Origin of the sequence: Psychrobacillus sp. (assembly GCF_032154225.1) — a bacterium.
Classification (GTDB): Bacteria; Bacillota; Bacilli; order Bacillales_A; family Planococcaceae; genus Psychrobacillus.
In genome coordinates, this window is the sequence record NZ_JALDYF010000013.1 from 20,497 (window position 1) to 45,636 (window position 25,140).

Here is a 25,140-nt window from a genome sequence, read left to right on the forward strand (position 1 = left end):
GACATGACTTTAATATGTCTTTAATTCAAAGGCTAAGCAGAGAATGCTGTTTTTTCTAAAAAAAGAAAGCCCCTCAATCGAATACTCGATTGAAGGACATTCTTAATTGTTATTGTTTTGGTGCCTGGCATCAAAAACTATTTACCTGAAATGTAAGCCCACTTGTAGCTATAATCGCCAGTGAATGGGTGTGCAATAATACCATGCACGTAAGGTTTTTGTAGCGACATAGAACCAGTTTGGTACATATTAGCAATCGCTGCATCCTCTTCGACAATCATTTTTTCAGCTTCTGCTAACACTTGCCAACGAGCTGCTGGATCCAATGCAAGCTCACCTTTTGCTTGATCTAGAAGAGCATCGAATTTTTCATTATTGTAAGACATATTATTTTGAGATGACTCTGATTGGAATAGATCCACAAAAGTAACTGGATCTTGGAAGTCAGGTGCCCATCCAGTACTTTGGATATCATAATCTTGAGCAGCATCTAAATCTAATTTCACATTAAAAGGAACGTTTTTCAAATTAAGTTTAAGTCCTTTAAGGTTAGTCTCCATCTGTGCTTGCAAGTAAGCATCCATGTTTTTCGCAAGATCTGTATCACCACTAATGTAATCAAGCTTCAATTCAGTCAAGCCTTCCTCTTTCATGCCTTCCTCCCATAGTTTTGCAGCTTCTTCTGCATTAAATGGAAGCATATCGCCGTTTACCTCACGGAAATCCTTTTTGTTTTCATCGTAAGCAAACGCTGTTGGTACAAGGAAATCTGCTGGAATTGAACCATTTGCAAGAACTACATCAACCATATCTTGTTTGTTGAAAGACATAGCAAGTGCTTTTCGTAGCTTCACATTAGAAAGTGGTGTTTTATTTCCATTTCGTTCTTGATTAAATTTCAAATAATATACTGTCGGTTTTAGAACTTGTTCCACTTCTTCGTTATCTGCATATTGCATCGCGTATTCTCCAGTTAGCACAACACGATCTTTTTCACCATTATTATATAAGTTAACAGATGTAGCTGCTTCTTTCACAACATCTATGTTGATCGTATCCAGCTTCACTGTTTCTGCATCCCAATACTCTGGATTTTTTTCCATAGTCCAAGATAGTCCATTTCCATCCCAGTTTGTCAGGATAAACGGACCGTTGGACAATAAACTCTCCGAATTGGTTGCGTAGTTTGTACCTTGTGCAGTTACATATTCTTCTTTTTGTGGATAAAATGTTCCAAATGCCATGAGAGATGCAAAATAAGGAACTGGACGTTCTAAAGTAACGATCAACGTTTTGTCATCCTTCGCTTCTATTCCCAATTCAGCTTTATCCATCGAACCAGTTGATATTTCTGTTGCATTTTTGATCGTTCCAGACATCATATAAGGTCCATAAGTCGATCCTGTATCAGGGTCAACTGCACGCTGCCAAGCAAATACAAAATCTTTAGCTGTAACAGGTGTACCGTCTGACCATTTAGCATCACGTAATTTGAATGTATAAGTTAAACCATCTTCACTAACTTCTGGCTCACTTTCAGCCATAGCTGGAATCGCTACATTTTCTTCATTAAGGCGGAATAATCCTTCCGCTACATTGTTTAGCGCATTGAATGAAACAGCATCATCCGCAAGAACCGAGTCCATTGATGGAATCTCTGCACGCTCTACTAAATTTAATATTTGCTCATCATCAAGTTTATTACTTGTTGTTTCTTCAGTACCATCCGTATTTTCTGTGTTTTTTGTTTCTCCAGAAGTGTCCGTGCTTTCTTCCTTACCACATGCAACTAAAAAGATACCGAAAATCAATATCATTCCTAGTAGCCACATTAACTTACTTTTCTTCATAAAACATACCCCTTTTAGTTTGCTAGAATAATAATTCCTTTTCAATTATACATCATTCGACAAAATTAACTACACCAAATTTCAGAATTGTTGTGAAGTTGAATGCGTTTTCATTCATTGTGGAGGAGTTTGAGGGATTCGGAGATGGTTTTGTGGCTTTCGAAATGGTCTTTGGGGCTTTCGAGGTGCGCTTTGTGGCTTTCTAAGTGATTTCTTGGGATTAGGAGAGTAGTTTGGGTGCCTTATAAAAAAATAGCCTATTCGCATTAGCGAATAGGCCATTCATTATTATTTCCATTCTCTTTCTGTGTATCCTTTTGCCTTGATTCCTTCATTTACTTCTTTAATAATCGCTTCTCCGCCTTTTTTCATGTACTCCTCGACAAGTGTCTCCCAATCTGATATTGCTCTTTGACCAACAATCATTTTAGATTGCTCGTTGATTAAAAACTGCAATAATTCTGTGCCCTTTTCTTGATTTGTTGGCGAAAGAACTCCGTAAGATGGGTCTACATATAGTTTGTTTGACTCAAACATTTCCTGTAAGGTAGTTGTCATTTCTTTCAACTCTGGTAATTTATATGCATCTGCATAATTAATATCTGCATCCGTTGGAACTTGTTCTCTGTTATCTAAGAAATATGTTGATGGTGAAAGTCCTTCAGAAGAGAACGTTGGAACTTGGACAGCTGCTCCATTTTCCATGTTGTATCCAGTTCCTTCTTTACCTAAATAGAAATCAAAATCCGCATTTTGTGGATTTTTTGTATCACTCGGATAGTATTTCTTACCGAAATCGACCATTTCTAATGCACGATAAATTTTTCCTTCATCACCAGCAAGCTTAGCGTTTAATGCTAAAATCCCTGAATATCCTGAGCCAATTGTAAATCCTTTAGATTTGTCTGGCGCCTCAAAAGGAGGAATTGCTACAAGTTGCGCATCTGGATTGATCGTTAGTAACCCCTCAAAGTATGCCTCTGACATACCCGAAACTCCTCCAACAAAAATCCCTGCTTTTCCTGAATAAAATTCAGTATTCGTACTCGCCCAATCTAGTACTGCAAAATCTTTTGTCATTGCACCTTCTTTGTAAAGATTAGCAAAAAATTGAACTAAATCTTTTCTTCCATCTGAAATCACACCAGGAATAAAATCACCATTATTATTTTGATGATACCAAGCATTAAAGTCCCAATAAGTTCCCATATTGAAGTTCGGGTTAATATTTTCTCCGATTGCAACTCCATACGTATCTGCTTTACCATTACCATCTGGATCATTTTTAGTAAATGCAATAGCAACTTTCTCTAGCTCTTCATAATTCGTTGGAATTTCTAAACCTAGCTTATCTAGCCAATCCTTACGAATAATTGGAGTAACAGGGTATGGTTGTGAGTAACGTGGAATTCCGTATATTTTTCCATCCACTTTAAAAGAATTGTATATATAATCTGGAATATTACCAAGAGTTTCATAATGTGATAGATAATCATCTAGCGGTAAAAATGCACCCTCTTCAGCCCACTGATAGAAGCGTGTATCTGTACCAGGAAACCCTATTAAATCCGGCATCGAACCTGAAGCTACAATTGCCGAAGATTTTTCAATATAATCTCCTTGAGGAATAATTTCAGGTTTATAATCAACGTTGAATCGCTCATTTATCATGTTTAGTCCAGGACTACTTAAAGGGGGTGGATCGCCAAAGCGAAATGTCATCCCTGTAATTGCATATTTTTCACTATGATCAAATGGATCAACTTTCACTTCTTTTTCTTTCTCTGGTTCCGTTGCGGTTTCTTTCTCTTTGTCTGTTTCCTTCTCATTGGTGGTTTCTTCCGAAGTACAAGCAATCATCATAAAACTTAGGACTAGAAGTAGAAAGCTAATAATCAAATACTTTTTTTTCACATTAACCCCTCCATTAATCTTTTTATAAAGAAAAAACAATGTTTTCTTACTACTGATAACTGTCATATTCTAACCTTTTACAGACCCAAGCATCACTCCTTTTGCGAAATGTTTTTGTAAGAATGGGTAGACAATTAATATCGGCAAAGTCGCCAATAGAATAGCAGCCATTTGAACAGTTTCTGGAGGAGGCAGTGCCTCTAACATAGCTGCGTGACCGCCTAGTGCAGCATTTGGTTCATTCACAATTACAATTTGACGTAAAATAACTTGTATCGGCCACTTAGCAGGGTCATTTAAATAAAGAACGCCTGAGAAATAACTATTCCAATGCCCTACTGCATAAAACAGTCCAAAAGCTGCTAAAGCAGGTTTAGATAAAGGTAAAATAATTTTCGAAAAGATTTGTATATCAGTGGCTCCGTCGATAAGCGCAGCTTCTGTTAGTTCTTCAGGAATCCCTTTAAAAAATTGTGTCATAATGATTAAGTTAAAAGGACTTATCGCAACAGGTATTATTAGCGCCCATAAAGAATTCAATAAACCAGTTTCTTTTACGATAATATAAGTTGGAATCATCCCTGCAGAAAATAGTACTGTGAACAATACTAAAAATAAGATTACCCGCTGACCAATAATATTTCTTGTTAATCCATAAGCCATCGTAGAAGTAAAAACGAGATTAACAAAAGTTCCTACTACAGTGATATAGATCGTTACCCAAAGGGATCGAATGAATTGATCTGACCCTAGAATATAACTATAAGCATCTGTTACCCAATCCTTTGGCCACAAAAGAAACTCACTATTGAGCACATCACTTACACTTGAAAAAGACACGGAAAAAATATAAAAAAATGGAAATAGCATAGTTAATGATATTATTAACAACAGAACGTTATTCATAATATCCATTACCCTTTCGCGGCCAGTAAGTTTAAACATAATCTTGCCCCCTAACATAAATCTATTAAGAAGGTGCTTTAATATAAACCTTCTTCACCGAACCTTTTCGCAAGTCTATTTGCAAGAACAACAAGTATTAGTCCAATAACTCCTTTAAATAAGCCTACAGCTGTTGCAAAGCTAAAATTAGCCTGCTGAATTCCCTTAAAATACACATAGGTATCCAGAACGTTTCCAGACTCCATATTAAAAGGATTCAACATTAGAAATATTTGCTCGAAGCCACTGTCCATAACATTTCCTAAACGCAAAATTAATAAAATGACAATTGTACTCTTTAAAGCGGGCAAAGTGATATGCCACATTTGTCTTAAACGGCTAGCACCATCTATTACAGCAGCTTCGTATAATTGTGGACTAATGCCAGACAATGCCGCTAAGAAAAGTATTGTCCCCCATCCCGACTCCTTCCAGATAACCTGAAAAATAACTATTGGCTTAAACATAGCCGGATCTGTTAAAAATGGAATTGGATTTATGTTCAAAAAATTCACTAGAAAACTATTTACTAATCCTTCACTTCTAAGAAAAATAACCGTTATTCCCACAACGACAACCCATGATAAAAAATGTGGTAAATAAACAATGGATTGAAGGAGTTTCTTATAAATCTGATGCCTTATTTCATTCAACATTAAGGCAAGTACGATAGAAATCGGAAAGGCAAAAATGATTTGTAAAAACGAAATTTGTAGTGTGTTCCAAATAACTTGTATAACCTCTGTATCCTCAAATATTAGTTTGAAGTATTTTAACCCTACCCATGGACTTTCTGTAAATCCTCGGAACGGACTATAATCCTTAAATGCTAAAAGCATACCTGCCATTGGAATGTAGCGATAGATTAGGAAATATAAAACACCTGGTAAGATTAGTAATAATAAGTAGCGATCTCGCCATAATCTTTTTTTTAAAGACTTCTTTTTTCTATTAGTCGGGATATTTTTTGATACAACTTTTGGTGAATCAAGCGTATCAATACTTTTAGTTTTAGTTTTAATAACTAATTTCCCCTTCCTATTAAATTAGAAATTACTTTACAAACAACATGTATACTACATGTATTTAATGATAGTTTAAATTTTGTGAAAATTCAATGTTTTCATAGTATTTTTTTCTTATTTTGGGTTATTTTGCTCTTTATTTTTTTCTAAAATAGTAAACATTTTGTTCGAAATAATCATTAATACAAGACCTATTAGACTTCCGCTGAAAAATAATAATAATCCTGGTATTTTCATCATGAGGTAGTATGGGAAATAAAATCCGAGAACCATGAACACTGAAAATAGTGGATTAGAAAGAACAATTAGTACACAGTTTTTAAAATATTGCTTTATCGTTAGTTTATAATGAACATAAACTGGAAAACTATAGAGCAAAGCAACAATATAAATAGCACCAAGCATAAAAAAGAATAAAGAAACAATTAGTGCCCACATGGAAGGAATGCCACGGAAAAATTGTAAATCTACGTATATTACTAATCCAAATCCGGCCCATAAGTAGCCATATTTATTAGATTTGATGAATTCCTTTTTATACTCACTTTTAAAATGACTTAAAACCTTCAGTTCCTCATCCTCACCTTGCGTCCACTTTCTAAGCACTGAGAACATCGCTACCGTTGAAGGAAAAAATCCTGCAAATCCAATTCCAATGACTATTCCTACCAACCATAGAATATTTAAATATGCGAGCTTTAAGGCCCAATCCATATAGTAATATAAAGAACCTCTCCATCCAGTAAGCTCCATATAAATCACCCTCTTATAATATCTTTTTAAACAGAAAATTCAGTCTTCTCCTTTTACAATTGTTTCTTTTATTCTTATCGCTAGATTAAAAAAATAGATCGATTACATACATCCCATGCTTCAAATTTAATTCAAGCAAACCCTTTTCAGAATGATAGATAGCAGCCTCATTTTGATGCTTTTCGCCATTAATAAGTATATTTGTAGGATTCACGGTTTTTATCAATACTTTGGTATCTTTTTGTAACTCAAGTTGTAATTTAGCCTCATCTTCTTCAAAAAAGCCGGATATATTCATTGCCTCCGTTGTCTCAATAACTGTATTTCCCTGAACAATTAAGCAACTACCATTCATGACGGAAAATTTACTTGGCATCGGCTCATCATTTAATAATGATACCCATCCTTGCTCTCCTTGGAATGTAACCGTTCCGTTAGATGTCGTTTGCCAAACACTCTTTCTATCCTCATTTACTAGAATATAATCTATAATTTTTTCCCGATTAACTTGTATAGAAAAAAACGAACCATCATTTGTAATTGAGTAGTCGAACTCACTTTTTACTATATGAGGAACAATTATTGTCACTACGTATTGCAGCTGTTCATTCTCACTTGGAACTACCTTTAGATAAGAGCCGTACTCTTTTGCTCCCACATGTTGTTCTAAACTTTTCTTTATATCATTTGGATAGCAAATGTAAAGCGATGCGGAAGCTTTGTCACCAACAAATTCGATATGCGATTCCTCAATCTTTTCCCCTGGTAGTATGTTCTGATCACCAACGTATATTTGTGCTGTTGTATGAAACAGAAAGCTGAGAATGCCATCCGCATCCTTTTTTACGACCTTATCCACGATAACAAAATAGCTTTTATCGATGTGTAAATTTTTTCGTTCCCATTGTGAAATACTCGTGTCATAAGCATCAGTCGCTTCTCCAATAACAAAAGAAAAGTTCTCAGAAGTATGCCAGTCTACAAATTTACTTCTTCCCATTTGAGATTGCCCAACTTCATTAATGAGCATGCTGTTATGCCCTATTGTTCCAATCGTAAACTCTCTTCTAGGACCCTCTACATAATCCTGATATCCGGGATTCGTAATTAACCATTCTCCGGCAACATGCAAAATGAAATTATTCTGGTCAAAATGGTTATGATTCTTTGCTGACTGACTCGCATTGAAAGCCAAGAGATGGTCATTTTCCTTCCATCCACTTCTTAGTGAAGCCCATCCTATTGTAGGAAATATATTTGAATACTTGTTTTCGTAATAATTTTCTGGTTCCATTGGCTCTGGAATATTATTAGAATTAAGCAATGTTTCCAAATGACTTTCAGAGAATTTATTCATATACCAGCTTGCAATCTGGTTTTGATTTTTGGAAGCAATTATAGCCATGAGATAAGAAATATCTAAACTATAAAATGAATCCGAGAAGTTAACAAAACTAGATTTTCCAGCTGTGCCAAGTGTGTATATGAAAATATCCGGCAGAAAATTGAAATATGCGTGTTTGAGAAATTCATAGTCTTCTGTTGAACGATGATACGTATCTACTGCCATTAAGATATGTCTTGCAGCGACATTTAAATACAACAGTCCCTCAATACCTGGATCCCTCATCCTACTATCTAAATAATTTTTTATGTAGGCACAGGAATTCAAAATAAATGGTTCTACTTCTTCCTTGCAATCATTATCTAAGATAGCAAGTGATCCAATTAGCATCGCAACTCGTTTTGAAGCAATGATATTATGGCTGTCATAATTGTTAAAATCAATGCCGAATGGTTGTAAACCTTTCACTAAAATAGCTTTTTTAATCGCATTTTTCTCTTCGTTGGATAGTGTATGAAAAATTGCATCATACCCAATCGCTGCGCCTATAGTGAAATGAGCATTACTTAAATTCCCTTCTGCCCCTCGTGGTAAAAATTCGAACCATCTTGTAAAGGAAGATAGCGCAATCAGATACTCTTTTACTTTTTCAGCAAACCTTTTCTCCTTCGTCATTCCGTAGGCAAATGCTAAATATCGGATTCTATCCTCAACAGCCCGAGAATACATCGTCCAAAAAGGATAATCAATATATCCTGGTGGATCATCGATGGGGTCCAGTTGCACTAGTGGTAAAGGGATATTTAGTTGGACTGAACAACCTGAATAAATTACTGTGAACTCTTGTTCCACCACATACGACTCTGCAAGTTGAAGAGTATTTTCCCATGCCCCTTTAAAATCAATTCGATTTCCTCTTCCGTTATCTATCACTCTTGCTTTGATTCCATTTATTTCTTCTTCATTAAATAAGATTCTAGGATTTGGCTTTAACTGCTTAAGAAGTTGAGTAAATTCCATCACAAGTACACCCCTTAGATTACTCATTATCCATTATTAGTTGCTTGTTTTAAATTTAAAAGCTCCTCTATTCGTTTAGATGTAACCTCTGCTTTTTCCATATTGGCCCAGAAAAATTGCATCTCACGTTCTACTAGTTCAAACTCCTCAATTGTCAACTGAAGGTCTCTAATAGTCTTGGAAGTTTCCATTACTTCTTTAAACGCATTATATTGCTCTGGGTGAATTCCAGGTTGCAGTAAATTGTTATCCTCTGCTACATTGCGAAGCATCGGAATTGTACATCCATCTTGCTTAAGTAATGTTTGTGCTTCTATACTTACCATAAAACTCACAAACGCCTGTGCAGATTCCTTATTTTTACTATTCGTATTAATTCCTAAAGCACCACCTAAAAGTAAAGTAGCAGAGGCACTATTTTTAGGAGGTGGCATAACATCCCATTTAATCTTGTGATTTCTAAATTCATTCATAAAATAATAGGTTGTCAAAATCATTGCTGCACCTTCTCGCATAAAAAGGTTTTCAGCTAACTCATTACTTCCATGTGAGAAAATTGGCGAGACATGATATTTGTACATTAAATCTCCACAGTAATTTAGTGCTTCAATATTTTCTTTGCTATTCATGACAGACTTAGAGCGCTTATTGTTCATAAATGCTCCTTCGTTTTGCAATAAAAACACCGGCCAGCGATTAGTAGATGATGAAAAACAAAAGCCATATTCGTTTATTAGGTTATTGTCATCTAGCCCCTTTGTCGTCCGAATAGATAACTCCAGTAAGTCATCCCAAGTGTCCATTTGGAAATCCTTTGCGATTCCGGCTTCTTCAAATATTCGGCGATTATAGCAAATCATCACTGGTGAAAATACAAAAGGAGTTACAGGAATCGTTTGATTGTATGTAAACATTTCAAACACTTGCTTATAGCTATCCTTTTCTACGTCAATATGCTCCGGTAAAAAAGGATCTAGGATGTCTAAACAATTCGTTTCCATTAGCTCACGGAAGTGATAGTCAGATACGATAAATACATCTGGACCACTATCATGCTTTAACGATTGTGTTAGATTATAGATATACTGGCTATTCGGTAAGATTTGAAGATTTACTTTCGTAAACGGATTGAGTTGTTCAAAGCGCTTGATAATTTTTCTAATAATCTCTATTTCATATGAATTGGAAAACCACCCTAAGGTAATAGTCTGTTTTTGTGTTTCATTTGGAATAGTTACTCTGTTTCCTTTTCCAGGTATTTTTTCGATAAGACCTTCCTCAACAAGCTCTGCCAAAGCTTTCCTAATTGAAACTCTACTTAATTCATATACCTTACTTAAGGTATTTTCCGGGAGAATAAATTCACCAGGCTTAATCTTTCCAGAAATAATTTCTTCTTTTAATTCATGAATAAATTTATGGTAGCGGTTTTCAAATTCACTTTTTCGTTTTAGCAACACATACAACTCCCTACTGATTAATCGTCCTATTTTATAGGAATAACAAATGTTTTGCAAAAGACACTTCAGAAGACCATACTAACTTAACCATTTATCTAAAAAGGCATAGGCGAATTGACGAATTTCCGTAGGGAAATCATGTCCGGAATTTCCTATTAAGGACTTAAACTTTTCCCCTTCCCCCATCCATTCGTATAAAGAATTAAGTTCAGCTAATCCGTTTGCTGCTGGCTTCCAGTGTGGAAATATTTTGTCATTTTGACCCATCCATATAAAAAATGGCGTTGGTGCCACAAGAGCAGCGATTTCTGTAAACTCGAACGGTACATTCCCTTCATTGATGTAGTCACTAATACTAGGTATATGACTAAACCACTCCCGCTTTCCCCAACGATGCTCCTCTGGATCTTGTGCAAAAGGTGAGAATCCACAACTACAAACTACTGCCTTAACCCTATTGTCAACGCCAGCTAGAAAGAAGCTATTATATCCCCCTAAGGAATGGCCTATAGCACCAATCTTCGAGCTATTTACTATATTAAGCTTTTCTAATAAACTAATCCCTTGCTTATGATCAACAATCATTTTGGCAACCGCAGACCATTCGGGGTGGCTTTTATAAAAAGAAGCAGTTTGAAAAGGCTTGTCATTATCCAATACTCTATCTCCTGCAGTTATTGTGTCAGGAGCTAAAACAACATATCCTCTTTTTACAAGCTCAAGTCCGTATTGTCTATTTTCCCTACCTGCAGCAGAGCTTATGTCACCTTTTCCATTATCACTAGTTGGATGCATGCCGATTACCGCTGGAAAACCCTTTTTCTTGTTTGAATATATTAAATTAAGTACATCACTCTCTGTTATTAATTCATCATCTTCATCAGATTTTGGAACTAAGAGATTAGCAGATACCGAATCCATATAAACGGTTGCATAGAAAATGTTGATGAGGTAATGGTCAATATGGACCTTCCAAGACTTAATCTTAAAACTCGTTTCAACTAAAGGAGGAAGACCACCAATACATTCTAGCCAATTATCGAGTATCTCTGATTTCTTTAGGTTCCAATCATTCAACTCGCTCACACTCTTTAACAAAGGTGGAGCACCTTCTTGCTCCAGCATTTTTAATGTATACACGGTCTTCATCCCTTCCAGTCAATACTTAATACTTAATCACTTTCCACTTTCCCAGTGTCAATACTGCATAAATGACTCCCACTACCATAATAAATCCGATTATTTTTATGAACAATTCCACTACTAGCTTTCATAGGTAGTGAACGAACTACTTTCGGCTCTGCATACTTTTCTTCACTTATCTCTATACTGAGCAGTGTATTACTCAAGAGACAAAAGAGCGTATTACTGGACATATCAAATGCAAAACTATTTCGAACTATTTGACCAAAACTGGATAAGTCCTTTCGGAAAAGTATCTGTTCCGTATTTGGATTACATACAAAGTAAATACTCTGGTTGGTCAGACAATGTGCACGGTCGAATTGATCAACAAATAGTTGAGAAATCTCACGAGCACCTTCTATAGGAACAAAGCTATTTTTCACAGTATGAGTTTCTTTGTCTAATACATATAGACATCCTTCTTTTTCTCGTGACTCTGCTCCACCCGGTGTCTCAACACTTGTTCCACCTAGGATCTCACCAGAATTCAATTGAGAAAGACTAACCGTACTTTGATTGATCACTACCTTTTCATGTGTCAGCAGTTTGTTTTTTTCTGTTTTTGCATGATAAATCCCTAATGATCCTCCAACCATCCCATATCCCGGGAATCCTCCCCAAACAAAATGTTCCTTATCACTTAGAGTAATAGCACAGCGTGGTCGATGAATACTCTCCTCCTGCAATATTAACTTTGGGTTTTCGCTCTTCACGAGTTTCTTTGTAGTATCCAATACATATAGCTTTCCACCTGCATAAGCCGCACCAATTAGTAAATCCCCACTGGTCGCATAAGCTGCAATATTGCCTCCCCCTCCTTTTTCAATAACTTCTCCACCAAAATTAGTTATTTTATTTGTAGTGAAATCAAATTGAAAAAATTGTAGGGGGTGCATGGATGTACCGTATAAATGCTCATCTGGTCCAAGACAAATAGTTGATAACTTTGCTCCATCAGAGGTATAACTGAAATTTATGCTTTTTGTCTGACGGGTTTCCTTGTGCATAAGGCGAATAAATCCTTCAGATAGGCTATAGCTCTCTACGTTGTAATTAGAGTTTTGACTTCTATGGATCTTTTGAAATCCCGTTCCAAAGTAAAGAGAGGCTGATCGTTCTCCTTCTTCGATATTTTCAAAATCTCCATTTGAAAATTTTCTCCAGGTTGCTGAATTGGTCGGATTCTCAGCTTCCATATTTCCATATACAGATCCATCTTCCCCTAAATATACAAAGCCAGTACCTTTCACCCTTTGAGATTCAGGTATGAGATTTTTCTTTAACCTTTTTTCCATATGAAAGGCAACTATATTTTTATTTTCAGTTCCAATACCTATATATGCCCAACCAGTTTGATCAATCGCTAGACTCCCCGGATACTTTTCCGAATGATCCATTGAGCAATAATCCAGTAGCTCTTTTGTATGTGGAGAATAGCGGAGTAAATGGCAGTGGGGATACGAGGTGAAATAAATATCCCCTCGTTTATCCTCTGCAAAACTAAAGCCTAGAATTTCCTCCCCGTTTTCAATAACTGTATAATTAATAAAGCGCTCTAAAAAAGGGTCCAATACCATAAACATATTTCCTGCACCAGTATAGAACAATCCATTACTACTAAATGAAGAATAAGGGTATTCTATGTTATTCTCAGGAAATAACACTTGTTTTGTCATACTATTATCTAGATTTACTATAATGACGAATCCTTTTGCAGCAATTACAAACCTACAGTCCCCTTCTGCATTTATACATATAGCAGCAGTTCTTTCTTCCTCTGCCGAAACAGGAATACCATGGTCGGTAAACAAATTTTTACGCACTGTAACCCTCCTTCCAGAAATATTTATATACAATAATAAGAAGAAACTTTTTTTATCGCAGCAATCATATCTTCAATATCTTGATCGGTATAAAATTCATTTATATTCAATCGAATTGCCGTTTCTAAAATAACCTCGGCATTTGGACAACTACCTATAGAGTAATCATAGGACCCTAGTTCAAATGGATAATGACTATTTATATACGCCTGCTTTTTTTGAAATAAAGGCTGGGCATATAACACCTTTGGAATATAACCAGACTGGTTTGGAATTCCTTCTGCTGCCAAAGCTTCTGAAAACTCCTCCCTTGAGCATGATAACTCCTCGATGTTTAAGGTGAGCATGTAAAACCAATAACTGCACCAACCTTCATCCGTAATTTTCATTGGGTGAATACCAGGTATGGTACTGAGTCCTTTGTTTAGCTTTTCCCCTAATTCGTTCCGTCTTGTGCAGATCCAGTTTAGTTTTTTTAACTGGGCAATGCCAACAGCACCTTGTAATTCCGTCATACGATAGTTCGGCGCTAAGTATTCTAAATCCTTCACTACAGTAGTTTCTTGTCTTTGATAATTTTTATCTGCAAATGCATGAGTGGTAAAATAATCTGACTCGTCACCCGAATTTACGGTTACGATACCTCCGTCACCAGTGGAAATATGTTTGAAATCATTAGTACTAAAACAACCGTAATCCCCAATCGTTCCAGTGAGCCGCCCTTTATATGTCGTTAGATAACTTTGAGCACAATCTTCAATAATCTTCAGATTATACTTTTTTGCAAGTTCCATAATAGGGTCCATATCGCAAGGATTACCTGCTAAATGCACAACAATGATTGCCTTTGTTTTAGCTGTTATTTTTTCTTCGATAGATTTAGCAGTCAACGTATAACTATATGGATCTAAATCTGCAAAAACTGGAATCGCGTTTTGATAAAGTATCCCAACTACCGTCCCTTGATCTGTAATAGGACTTGTAATAACTTCATCTCCAACAGTAACTCCAGCCGCTCCAAGTGCAACATGGAGTGCTGCAGTTCCCGAGGACGTAGCAACACTGTATTTTACTCCATAAAGATTATTAAAATCTTGGAGAAATTGCTTTACTTTATGCCCAAAATGATAAAACAATGTATTTTGTTCAAGAGCCTCTAGTAATTCCTTTGCCTCTTCCAGTCCAAAACGTTGCCCTGTACCAAAAGAGGTAGTTTTCACTTTCGGTCCACCATTTACGGCTAGTATGCTTCCTTCCATTAAAATCCCCCCATATTAGGACTCTTTCACCTTGACTTGCTTACAACTAATGCCTAACCTTTTAACTAACCCTACTTCATCTGTTATTTGCTCATCTGCTAAAGGAATAAGTAACATAAAATCATTTCTTTCGACATCACCAGTTACTTCAACATCTCCCAAATGACTAATACCTGATATGGATAGTTTTCTACGCGCTCTCTCCCAATCATTTATTTGTTTACTAGTCCAAAATGTAAATCCCTGACCCCTTGCAGTTGTTATTAGTTGAATGATTGCCTCTTGAACTTTCGGCTGATGGTAAATATGATATTGATGGAATAGAAAATGCGCGACTCCGTTTACTCTTTTCACTCCATCTAAAAATGGATGAATTACACTAGAGTCTGCTAACGTATTGTGATTTAAATCTTGTGTTAAGAAACCGATCTCTAATACGTCATATAAGCGATTTTTTTCATCTGACCATGCGATTGGAAAGTATGGATGGCAGGTGCCAAATAAAAAACCAATATTCCCCTTTTTACTTGGTCCTCTTGATTGATCCACTTGTATACCATTATTTTCACACCATGAAAATAAATCTCCCCAACCTTCAAAGCGTGTATAGTGATTTTTATTTGAAACAATATTATCTGTAGCCGTTGCTTTTTCTATCCACTTTAATTGCGTTTGGAAAGCATCTTCAGACCATACTCCATCTTCTTGCTCTAGCGCATTATAATGAAATGCAATTTCATGGCCATCCTTTTTTATCTTTTCATAAATCGGAGCACTGTAACCTGGAGCTATCATACACCATGTGGATTGGACATTTTCTGACTTCAGCGTATCTAATGTAATTTGCGCTGATTCATCCACATTTAAATCACTATCATGGGAGATCATTGCTACATGCTCTATATTAGCTGGCCAATAATCTAGGAACGGAACTGTCAGACCTTTTTCTAGAATCTTCTTTAATAGATGCTCCATTATTACTTCTTTCCATAAGTCCGCATAAGGATATGGAAAATAGGACATCCCTGTTTCTGTAAGTGTTCTATCTAAAACCCAATCCAATTCAAATCCATCTTCTGCCTTTAATATCCCCTCATCCAGGTTTGCAGAGCCGTCTGGAGCTGCTATTCCATCTTCCGTAACAGGCAGTGTTCCTTGCTGAAGACCTACGATTGTTTGAGGTATTGCTATTGACCAACGTTCGATTGTGCCTGCTCCATATTTAACTTGCTGTAGGGCTGATGCACCTTGCCATGTTTTATCCTCAGCAACTACAGATCCCAATTCCCTTACACCTACAAGATCACCATCTTGTTTCCAAGGTTCAGCAAAAAGAAAACGCAAAGGCTGACTTTGATTTAAGAACGTAGACAAATCTGCATATCCCTTTTGGGTATCAAACATCTTCGAGAAACCTAGTTTTTTTCTGACAGATTCCAATCCCCCGTAAGAAATAACTGTTCCACCGGAATGTACATAATCTAATATTTTCATACTTGCCTCTACACTATCTCGTGACAAATTAACAATTAGCACATCAAATGCATCATATTCATCAAAAACATCTATTTTTTCATATGGGAGTCTAAAATGATCCAGAATTTCAAATAAAAAAAACTCAAAAATATTTCTCCCTAACGACCATTGCAGTTCAGCTTCCTCTTTATCAAAAACTACACCTATTTTAGCCATTTTCATATTTTCATCACCTTTCTAGATATATGAAAGTACCGTATAAGAACTATTATCATTAAATTAAATACATGTATTTAACATGTATTTAATTCATTATACGTTAAGATTTCTGAAAAATCAATATACTTTAAAACTGATTTTCAAACTTACTATAAATCATTACATACAAAAAAGCCTTTAATCAATTTCTTGATTAAAAGCCTTTCCACTATCTTATTTGGGTGCCAGGCACTCAAACAACTCAACTCAAGAAGCTCGTTGCATATCCATTGAGCCTACTTGCTTCCAAATCAGATTTACCCATTCTGGATGATCGATAAATGGGTTGCGGTTGCCTTGCCATTTTTGAATGACGTTGTTTCTGTTTCTTTCGAAATCGTCAACTGGATCCATTTCATTCCACTTAAGAAGTACTGACAGCTTCCCGTGGTAAGGAGTACTTCCATTGTTAACCTTGTCATTTAGTTCAAGGTCCACACGATCTCCTTGTTCATAACGAGTGGCCATATAAAATAGAATTCGTGCAACATCGCCTTTTACACGATCTGGTGGTTCAAATGAACTCGTTGCTTTTTTACACCCATTGCATCCGTTAACAGGAGTTCCTCCATTATCAAAGTCAAGATTTCCCCTAGAACTATTTACTTGTACATCGGTCGGACGCAAATGGTGAATGTCTGTCCCTGGGCCATTACTAGTGCCGAAACCTCCGTGTGATTGAGCCCAAGTATGCTCTCGGTTCCACTCGCCTTTGTCTCCGCCATTCAGCGTTTTAGAACGGGAAACTCCAGAATAGAACAAAATGACATTACCCGGATTTTTCGGATCTTGGTCTGTTTCTTTCAAAGCATCCCATACTTGAGCGTAAGAAAGTTCCCTATTCCCATCAATAATCTCGTGCAAAGCAGCTTTTAACGCTTGCCCCTGTTTCCCTATCGCATCTTTATAATAATCATCTGTTGGTAACTCAACAGAAGTAACATTGACTGTAAAACTTGCTGTTACACTTTTTTCTCCATCTGAAGCTGTCACTCCTACGATGTGACTTCCCTTTTCAAGGGTAAGTTTTAAAGTGGATTGCGTTATCGTTCCTTTAGTAGAAGTGAAAGTCAGCTTTTCATTGTCAGGATCAGAAAAATGATCTGTTAATAAAATCGAAAGGGACTCCCCCGCTTTAATCGTCGCATTAGGAATCGCCTTTTTCACTACTGGTGCTTGGTTTCCATTAGGTAAAGAAGGAACCACAATGGGTTCCCCTTTCACATTTGTGAATTTAATTGTTGCAGCACTTGCTCCATTCATAAATTCAATTGCTTGGATACCTTCAGCACCTCGGATTTCCTTCACATTTGTACCATCAATAATAACTTTTTGTACATTGATTCCTTTGAAATCAACAATTGCCCCAGCATTTGCTGGTTTGATTGTGACAGAATGCTTCGCAAAGCCCGCTCCATAGAATTCAGCATAAGCTCCTGTAAATAGAACGCCATCTGTTATAACCGACTGATCATCAAGTGATACAGATACGCTTGGTTTACTAATCGTCAATTTCTTCGTTGAAAGTTTTTTAATATCATATGCTTTTTCAGCCTTAATCGGTTCAACTACATCATCAGCAAGTAAATCAATTTGAATTAGTACTGGATCGTGATCACTTGCACGTCCATGAATTTCCATGTAGTTTGCATTGATGTGAATCATGTCTACGATTGTTTTTGATGCTAAGTTGTTTGTCACTAATATATGGTCTAATACTTGATTGTTTCCTTGGTAGTAATAAGAAAAACGTTCCCCAACAGGTACTTTTTCAACCATATTCGTAAGGATGCCAGCTTTAAGTGCCGCAAGTGTTGAAGTAAATTCGAAATCATTCATATCACCTGCTACGATTACATTTAAATCTGGATCTTGCGCCTGGCCTTTTTTAATAAACTCATTGATCATGTTTGCAAGACCAATGCGTTCTGCTTCAGACCCTAAGAATGGAGGTTGCTTTTTCCCGAATAATGGTTGATCTCCACTTTTAGAGTTTAGATGAGTGCCTATAACAACTACTTTTTCACCTTTGAAGTCAAATTGAGCTGCAATCGGCTTACGAGTATTTGGTTGTGGAATGTCAAGAATACGACCTGGATTTAGAGATAGCTCTCCATTAACCCATTGAACTGCTTTTGTCGAGTTTCCTTTTGTCCCTTCACTTAATGTCACACGTTGTGGGTTATATAAATAGCCCACTCGAATATTACCACCTGGTTGCCCACCATCTTGATCGTATTCAGGAGCAATATCCGTCCATTTATACGTTGGGCCACCCGCTGCAACGATTGCCGCTATTAAGCGCTCATAGCTCTTTGTTGCATCTGAATTATTAGAAGCTGTTGAACCGTCATTATCCTGAACTTCTACTAGTGTAATGATGTCAGGAGACTTCATATTTTTCACAAATGATTTCGCAATTTTTTCTACTTTTTCATCTGTCGTTTCTGTTTTATTCGCCGAAAAGTTTTCGATATTGTATGTTGCAACCGTCAGTTTATCGTCTACTTTTTCAATACTCGAATCGATTTCCGATTTTTTCACACGCGTAATAGTTGGAAGACTAGTTTCTTTTGTCCATAAATTGTAGTTACCATGTCCATATCCAACTACTCCAACTATGCTTCCTGTAAAGTAGTCACCTGATTTAGCATCGTATGATCTATTTGCAATGTCTACAATGATACGCTCTGGGTTATAATCATCAGCTGCAATGTTTATTCCACCTAAAGCGTTAAATACATTGTTTGTAACCCCTTCTGCTACAACAACAATTTCTCCATCTTTTTGTGGGCCAACCACTCTTGCATTTGGAACCGCAATGCGCATTAATTCAATCGATTCCCAAAAGTCAATTCCATCTTCTTCTGGGTCGAATGACGATAATCCATCGTTATCAATAATTGAAGTTGGTGGGTGAATGTCCACTCCGATAGTTAACGGCGCTGGGAGTGAAGCTGTACCAGACTTAGTAGTTGTTGTTGCACGAATACGTGTAACCGGTAAATCCGCTGTTTTCATGTCCGAAAATCCTTCGTAATTCCATTCTTCGACTGTTCCTTCAACTGTTACAACGTCACCAATTGCCACACCGTTTGAAGCTTTATTAACAATAATTGCTTCTGAAGTTGTGATGTCATCATCTTGATTAACATCTTGAATGACAAAGTTTGCTGTATTGTATATATGTGTAACTACACCTGTAATATTTTTTACAATCTTATTTTCATAAGCCGAGAAATGTCCTTTACCTTGAATATCACGAATACGTAACTCATCTGTTTTCATAACGGTGTACGTGAATGATATTACATTGGAAATCATTTCGCCATTTACTGCGATTGCTTTAATTGTTACATCTTTTGATAAGACAATTGGATTACTATATACCTCACTCGACTTCGTTGGTGTACTACCATCTAATGTGTAATGAATTGTAGCTCCTTCGATTTGTGTCAGTAATTGAACGGCTGTTCCCAAAGATACTGCTCCTGGATTAATATCCGTGTAAACAGCAGGTTTATTCACTAGATCGAAGCTTCCTAAGCCTAGTGTTTTTAATTGGAATACTGTCCCGAATTTAGATGCAATACCAGAAACGTTTACAATATCCCCCTCTTTATAGCTTTGGATAAATGTAGCGTAATCAAGTCCTGTTCGATTATCATTTCGGACGATAACTGACTCACCATTTTCGTGAGTTGCAGTAAACTCAAATGTACCATACGTGTCTTTTTCATCTAAATTCGTAATTGTTACTTTGTTTATTAGTACACGTTCGCTTTGAATACTGTCGTTTACCCCAGCAGGCGTAATTACTTTTTCAGCAGGCAATGGGTTTCCAGAAGATTTAACTGTAATTTCAGTTGGTTGTATTTGAAGCTCGCTACCAAAGAGGCTTACTTTCCCTACTAGTTCAACATTATCTCCTGGAGCTACAGCAGCTGCAGATGAAAATGCATATAGCCCCGCAGTATTATCTTGAATGTAGAATCCTTTTTGCCCCCAGAATCCAGTCCCTGTTGTAACGGTTCCTGTTACTTTTATAAGTTTTGTCTTATCCGTTATTGTACGGGCAGCAGCTACATTATCCATTACTTCTACTTCTGGGTTTGGGGTTTCAGGTTCCCCCTCTGTTAAAATTGTAAATGCAGTAGGGTTCTTTAAACCTGGAACTAAAAAATATTTTTCTAGCGATCCAGTAATTGTTACTTTCGCTTTGAAAAGAGTAGGGTTATCCACCAAATTTAATGCTGTTCGAATGGCAGAATTACCTGGCAATTGAACTGGTAAAATTTTTGATGCATCTGTCTCATCTGGAGAATCAGCAAGGCCAATATTTGTATTTACTGTAAAAGGAGCTACTTGATCGTAAGAAGTTCCAGAACTTGCAGTACCTACGATGAATCCTTCCACCGTCGCTGTTCCCGTATTATTCGCAATGGCTTCAGCTATGGTCATTGCATTGGACTCAGTTAACACTTTGTAAGCAAATACTGCAATTTCGCTAGGCACCGCTCCTTCTTTAACTGCTATTGCTTTAATCGTTATATCTTTATCAATAGAAATCGCAGTTTGGTATTTAGTACTAGCAACAGTTGGATCAGAATTATCTGTAGTATAATGGATGGTAGCTCCATCAGTTTTTGTTGATAATGTGATTTCAGTACCTTTTGGAACATCTGAAGACGATATAGAAGCAGTTACAATCTCAACTTTAATATCTACTGGAGGCTCTCCACCACCATCGACAAAAGAAATTGCGGTTGGTGATTTTAAACCTGCATGATTACCAAAGTATTTTTCAAGAGAACCAGAAATGCTTACTTTTTTCCCAATATTTCCGGGATTCGTTTTAAGTCCATATTTAGGTTTGTAAGTTGTAGTTAACTGAACGTATACTATTTTGGATAAATCCGTTTCACTTGGAGAACTAGCAATAGCAAAGTTATCATCATTATCAGCAACGCCAACTACTGATGTTTCACTTTTTACATGCCCTACAATGTACCCTTCAACCGATACGTTTTTCTTTCCAGCTACATCAAATTGTGCAATTGCCTCATCTACGGTTAATAGATCCGCTGCACTGGCTGTTTGAATATTCACCGGAGAAATTAAACTGATAATCAAAAGAAATATTAAACCAATATTAATGGTTTTCTTCTTACTAATTTTCATTATTTAGCTCCTATCCTTTTCTATTTTTATAATTTTGTATCCCCAGCCACAGTTAAGTCATTAAGATCGAAGGCTTTTCCTTCCAATGATGAAATATCAAAGTCACCTTCTACAGTAATATTCTTAAATGAGATGCTTCCAGTTGGGGTACCTATAATAGTTAAGTTTCCTTTGACTACAGCATTTTCAAGTAAAGATACGTCCGTAATCGATACTGTTACGTCGCCTTTATATACCTTTAGTGCATCTGGTGTACCTGAGAAATCTTTTGCTTCGATATTGCCACCAGGTAGTTCTGTACCAGAACCATCACCTTTAACATCTACAATACGCCCTTCAATTTTAGTTGGAATAGAATCTTTTACAGATACTAAATGTTCCCTTAAATTTTCCCAATCTGAAAGTCCAAGATCGGTTGCACGACCTTTTTCATATGCTTTTTTAAGAACATCATAGCCGTCTCCACCTTTAGCGGTGAATGCGTTTGTTGCTATTGTGTACGTTTCAGAATTTTGGATTTCAGTGTACGTATTATCTGCATTTTTATATGCAATGGAAACTACACGTTTTCCTGTAGGTTTAGAGGAATCAAATTCTACTTTCGCACCTGATACATGTAAGAAACCGCCACTTTCTTTCGGATAATCTTTCAAGCTAATTTCAAATGTCTCCTTTATTTCTGCACCTGTAAGATCCATTGTTGCTAGTGTGTTACCAAATGGAAGGACCGTAATTACTTCACCTACCGTAATTGGCCCCGCATTAATACTCGCACGAATACCCCCACCATTTTGAAATGCCATAATTATATTTTTATCTTTTACATACTTTTTCGCTTTAGCAAGCATCCCATCCGTTATTAGGTTCCCTAGAATTGTTTCACTAGCTCTTACACTTGTGCCTGGCACAAAGTCTTTATCAGTTGTTCTTGGACTTAAAAGCTCTTTTTCAAGTGTTACTCCAATAAATTCTTCATTAACGGCTTTGATTTGATCCTTATAAGGTTTCAAAAGAGCAGCTGCCTCAACATCTTCTGCTTTATCCGCAGTCTTAATTAACTTCCCGCTATGCCCTACTACGACACCCTTTTTATCGAATTCAACATCTAAAGTACCTAGGTAATCTGCATACTGATAAGCTTGTACGATAATTGTTTTATCTTTCGCTTTTCCCTTGTCATCTTTTACTACAACTACAGGTGCGGGTAATTGAGTATGGCTATGTCCACCAACAATTACATCAATTCCAGCAACTTTTGCAGCTAGCTCTTGGTCATTGTCCATAGCGGCATTATCATCAAAACCAATATGTGTAAGTGCAACGATTTTATTAATTCCCATTGCTTCAAATTCTGCAACCATTCTTTTTGCATCTTCAATATAGTTAGAGAATGTAATTTTTCCTGGACTTGAAATATCTTTCGTTTCAGCAGTTGTAAGTCCAAAGATACCTACTTTTTCTCCGTTTACTACTTTTACAATGCCCGAATAAATATTTCCATTGCTCGCTTTTGAAGGAATCTTCGTATTAAATAGCCCTTTAAATTTTTCATCTTGTGAGAAGTCTACGTTTGCCGATACAAACGGAAATTTTGCCGCTTCTATGAAATCAACTAATGCTTGATGCCCTTCAGCAGATGAGCCTAGGTCAAATTCATGGTTACCAAATGTCATAGCATCTACTTTCATTAAGTTCATAAACGCTAAGTCTGCTTGACCGAGGAATTCATTAAAATATAAAGTACCAGAGAAAGTATCCCCTGCATTTAATAACAATGCATTTGGTTTAACTTTGCGTACTTCTTTTACTGCTGTAACAAGCTTTGGTGCCTTGTCCGTATTAGCATGTATATCATTTACGTGCATGATAGACAGGTTGAAGTTTTTGGAACCAGAGTTTCCGCCACCACCGCCACCACCAGAAGATGGCGTAGTTGGTGGGGTTACTATAATAACTCCAGCCTTTATGCTTACCGCTTCCAGCTTTTCAAGTAGCTCTTTCATCATTGGCAGACTAGCTGTAGATGGCAATCTATAAAGCAATGGTTTAATCGTTTCTAAAACCCTTATAGCTTCAGCTTGTCTTCCAGCATTTAATAACCTATCTGCTTCTTTCACTTTCATGTACAAAGTTACAGGTACCATTAGCTGATCCCGTTTTAGATTTGCCGGATCTTTATATTGCTCTAGCAATAAATCCCTTGCAGCTTTCCCAGTAAAACGGTACAAAATATCCGTGCGAGTTTTTAATTGAACAGACAGCTTATGATACAAGTTTTCCACCTTGTCCCAATCTCTTTCTGACTCAGCCTTTTTGAGATCAGCCATTATAGGGGTCAAATACTTGTCCGCATAATTGTAAGCATCGATATACGGAATAATTCCTTTTGTAATTCGTTCATAATACAAATCATTTAGATCTCTTAACAAAGCATCTTTATTCGGGGCATTCGATTTCTCAATTGCTTTCTTTGCTTTTTGATAATTAGCTTTTGCAAGATTCAATGCCGGATATAATTCCAAACTCGTAGCTACTCGTCCATTTTGTGATGGTACTACATAAGCATAAGCAGCCTCTTTCATGTCTTTTCTCGCCTGATCGACCAAATCTTGTAATGAGTTACTCGCAAAGCCAACACTTGTAGAAGTAAATAAAGATGTTGCAAGGACTGTTGCAATAACAGACTTTTTCATCGTGTTCTTTTTCATATTTTCCCTCCAATTTAATTTCGCAGCTTGTTCATTCTATTGAGTAACTTTTGTTTTTATGAATTCAATAAACTTGGAGGGAGTTGTTTTGGTGCCTGGCACCCAAACAACAGATTTAATTGACAAAAAAAGCAACTTTCAAGTGAAAAATTCACTTATAAGCTGCTTAAATTTTCTCATTAGTACTATTCAATTCAAGTTCCAGAACCACAATCGCTATCTCCTTTTTACGAGGCTGTATTCAAATGAGTGTATCTTGGATGAATGAGGAAAAAGTGCATATCTTTATTTATGCATACTGAGACGCAATATGTTCCAAAACGAAGGTATTTGGGCGTTTATGAAAACTGCATTACTTTTGTTCCACTTCCATCATCAATTGCTTCGAATCCATGTTTTTCCCAAAAACTCTTGCTTTTTCTGTCTTCGGCATATAAATAAACTTCTTTACCTTTTGATTTCTTAAGTACTTCAGTAATAATTTTACTACCGATTCCCTTTCCTTTTTCGAAAACCTCGAATTTATATATCTCTATACTATTTTCCCCAAACATTCCCCCTTGGGACATATCGATTAAAGCGACAATTTCATCGTCTATTTCTACCATACAAGGTTCTACAACCATTTCCCAAGCTAATGTTAGATTATATGTTTCTTTTAAATCGTTCGATTTCTCATCGGTACACTCTAAAAATTTCAATTTCTACACCACTTTCAAAATATATTATTTAATTTAACTGCACCCTTATAATGTCATTTTTTTCAACGGCTCCTATTTTCGAAATAATAACGCTAACTTATGCTGCATTTTCGTTTTTAATATCATATCCGTGAGCTGTCAGCTGTTCACTTACTACTTCTAGAAAGTTTGATAGCTTCGGTACCTGCTCATACGTAAAAAAAAGCCGTTGTTTGGGTGCCAAGCACTCAAACAACG

The 25,140-nt window shown here is 36.5% G+C and carries 15 protein-coding genes; all 15 read right to left on the reverse strand.

Annotated features, from left to right (window positions below):
• Window positions 1-137 precede the first annotated feature (137 nt).
• Window positions 138-1,850 (reverse strand): peptide ABC transporter substrate-binding protein, encoded by a 1,713-nt coding sequence (locus tag RUH95_RS15225; RefSeq protein WP_313893747.1) that lies wholly within the window; start codon window positions 1,848-1,850, stop codon window positions 138-140.
• A 288-nt stretch (window positions 1,851-2,138) separates the two neighbouring features.
• Window positions 2,139-3,764 (reverse strand): extracellular solute-binding protein, encoded by a 1,626-nt coding sequence (locus tag RUH95_RS15230; RefSeq protein ID WP_313893748.1) that lies wholly within the window; start codon window positions 3,762-3,764, stop codon window positions 2,139-2,141.
• A gap of 69 nt (window positions 3,765-3,833) precedes the next feature.
• Window positions 3,834-4,709, reverse strand: a complete 876-nt coding sequence (locus tag RUH95_RS15235; protein WP_313893749.1) for a carbohydrate ABC transporter permease — start codon at window positions 4,707-4,709, stop codon at window positions 3,834-3,836.
• Between the two features lie 38 nt (window positions 4,710-4,747).
• Window positions 4,748-5,671, reverse strand: coding sequence for an ABC transporter permease (locus RUH95_RS15240; protein WP_397469515.1), 924 nt, complete (start codon window positions 5,669-5,671; stop codon window positions 4,748-4,750).
• Window positions 5,672-5,848: 177 nt separating this feature from the next.
• Complete coding sequence (locus RUH95_RS15245; RefSeq protein WP_313893751.1) at window positions 5,849-6,487, reverse strand: YesL family protein; 639 nt, start codon at window positions 6,485-6,487, stop codon at window positions 5,849-5,851.
• Between the two features lie 85 nt (window positions 6,488-6,572).
• A complete protein-coding gene (locus RUH95_RS15250; protein ID WP_313893752.1) occupies window positions 6,573-8,852 on the reverse strand; it encodes a heparinase II/III domain-containing protein in 2,280 nt (759 codons plus the stop codon).
• Window positions 8,853-8,878: 26 nt separating this feature from the next.
• Complete coding sequence (locus tag RUH95_RS15255; RefSeq protein WP_313893753.1) at window positions 8,879-10,309, reverse strand: extracellular solute-binding protein; 1,431 nt, start codon at window positions 10,307-10,309, stop codon at window positions 8,879-8,881.
• A gap of 81 nt (window positions 10,310-10,390) precedes the next feature.
• Window positions 10,391-11,452, reverse strand: a complete 1,062-nt coding sequence (locus RUH95_RS15260) for an alpha/beta hydrolase family protein (RefSeq protein ID WP_313893754.1) — start codon at window positions 11,450-11,452, stop codon at window positions 10,391-10,393.
• A gap of 32 nt (window positions 11,453-11,484) precedes the next feature.
• Window positions 11,485-13,320 (reverse strand): ligand-binding sensor domain-containing protein, encoded by a 1,836-nt coding sequence (locus RUH95_RS15265; RefSeq protein ID WP_313893755.1) that lies wholly within the window; start codon window positions 13,318-13,320, stop codon window positions 11,485-11,487.
• Window positions 13,321-13,343: 23 nt separating this feature from the next.
• A complete protein-coding gene (locus RUH95_RS15270) occupies window positions 13,344-14,579 on the reverse strand; it encodes a DegT/DnrJ/EryC1/StrS family aminotransferase (RefSeq protein WP_313893756.1) in 1,236 nt (411 codons plus the stop codon).
• Window positions 14,580-14,594: 15 nt separating this feature from the next.
• A complete protein-coding gene (locus RUH95_RS15275) occupies window positions 14,595-16,277 on the reverse strand; it encodes a polysaccharide deacetylase family protein (protein WP_313893757.1) in 1,683 nt (560 codons plus the stop codon).
• Window positions 16,278-16,520: 243 nt separating this feature from the next.
• Window positions 16,521-21,494, reverse strand: coding sequence for a DUF6359 domain-containing protein (locus RUH95_RS15280; RefSeq protein ID WP_313893758.1), 4,974 nt, complete (start codon window positions 21,492-21,494; stop codon window positions 16,521-16,523).
• A 26-nt stretch (window positions 21,495-21,520) separates the two neighbouring features.
• Window positions 21,521-24,202 (reverse strand): 5'-nucleotidase C-terminal domain-containing protein, encoded by a 2,682-nt coding sequence (locus tag RUH95_RS15285; RefSeq protein ID WP_313893759.1) that lies wholly within the window; start codon window positions 24,200-24,202, stop codon window positions 21,521-21,523.
• 338 nt (window positions 24,203-24,540) lie between these two features.
• Window positions 24,541-24,903: a GNAT family N-acetyltransferase gene (locus tag RUH95_RS15290; protein ID WP_313893760.1), complete on the reverse strand. Its 363-nt coding sequence runs from the start codon at window positions 24,901-24,903 to the stop codon at window positions 24,541-24,543.
• Window positions 24,904-25,000: 97 nt separating this feature from the next.
• The gene (locus tag RUH95_RS15295) at window positions 25,001-25,138 is read right to left on the reverse strand and encodes a hypothetical protein (protein ID WP_313893761.1); all 138 of its coding nucleotides are present in this window, start codon (window positions 25,136-25,138) and stop codon (window positions 25,001-25,003) included.
• Between the last annotated feature and the right edge of the window lie 2 nt (window positions 25,139-25,140).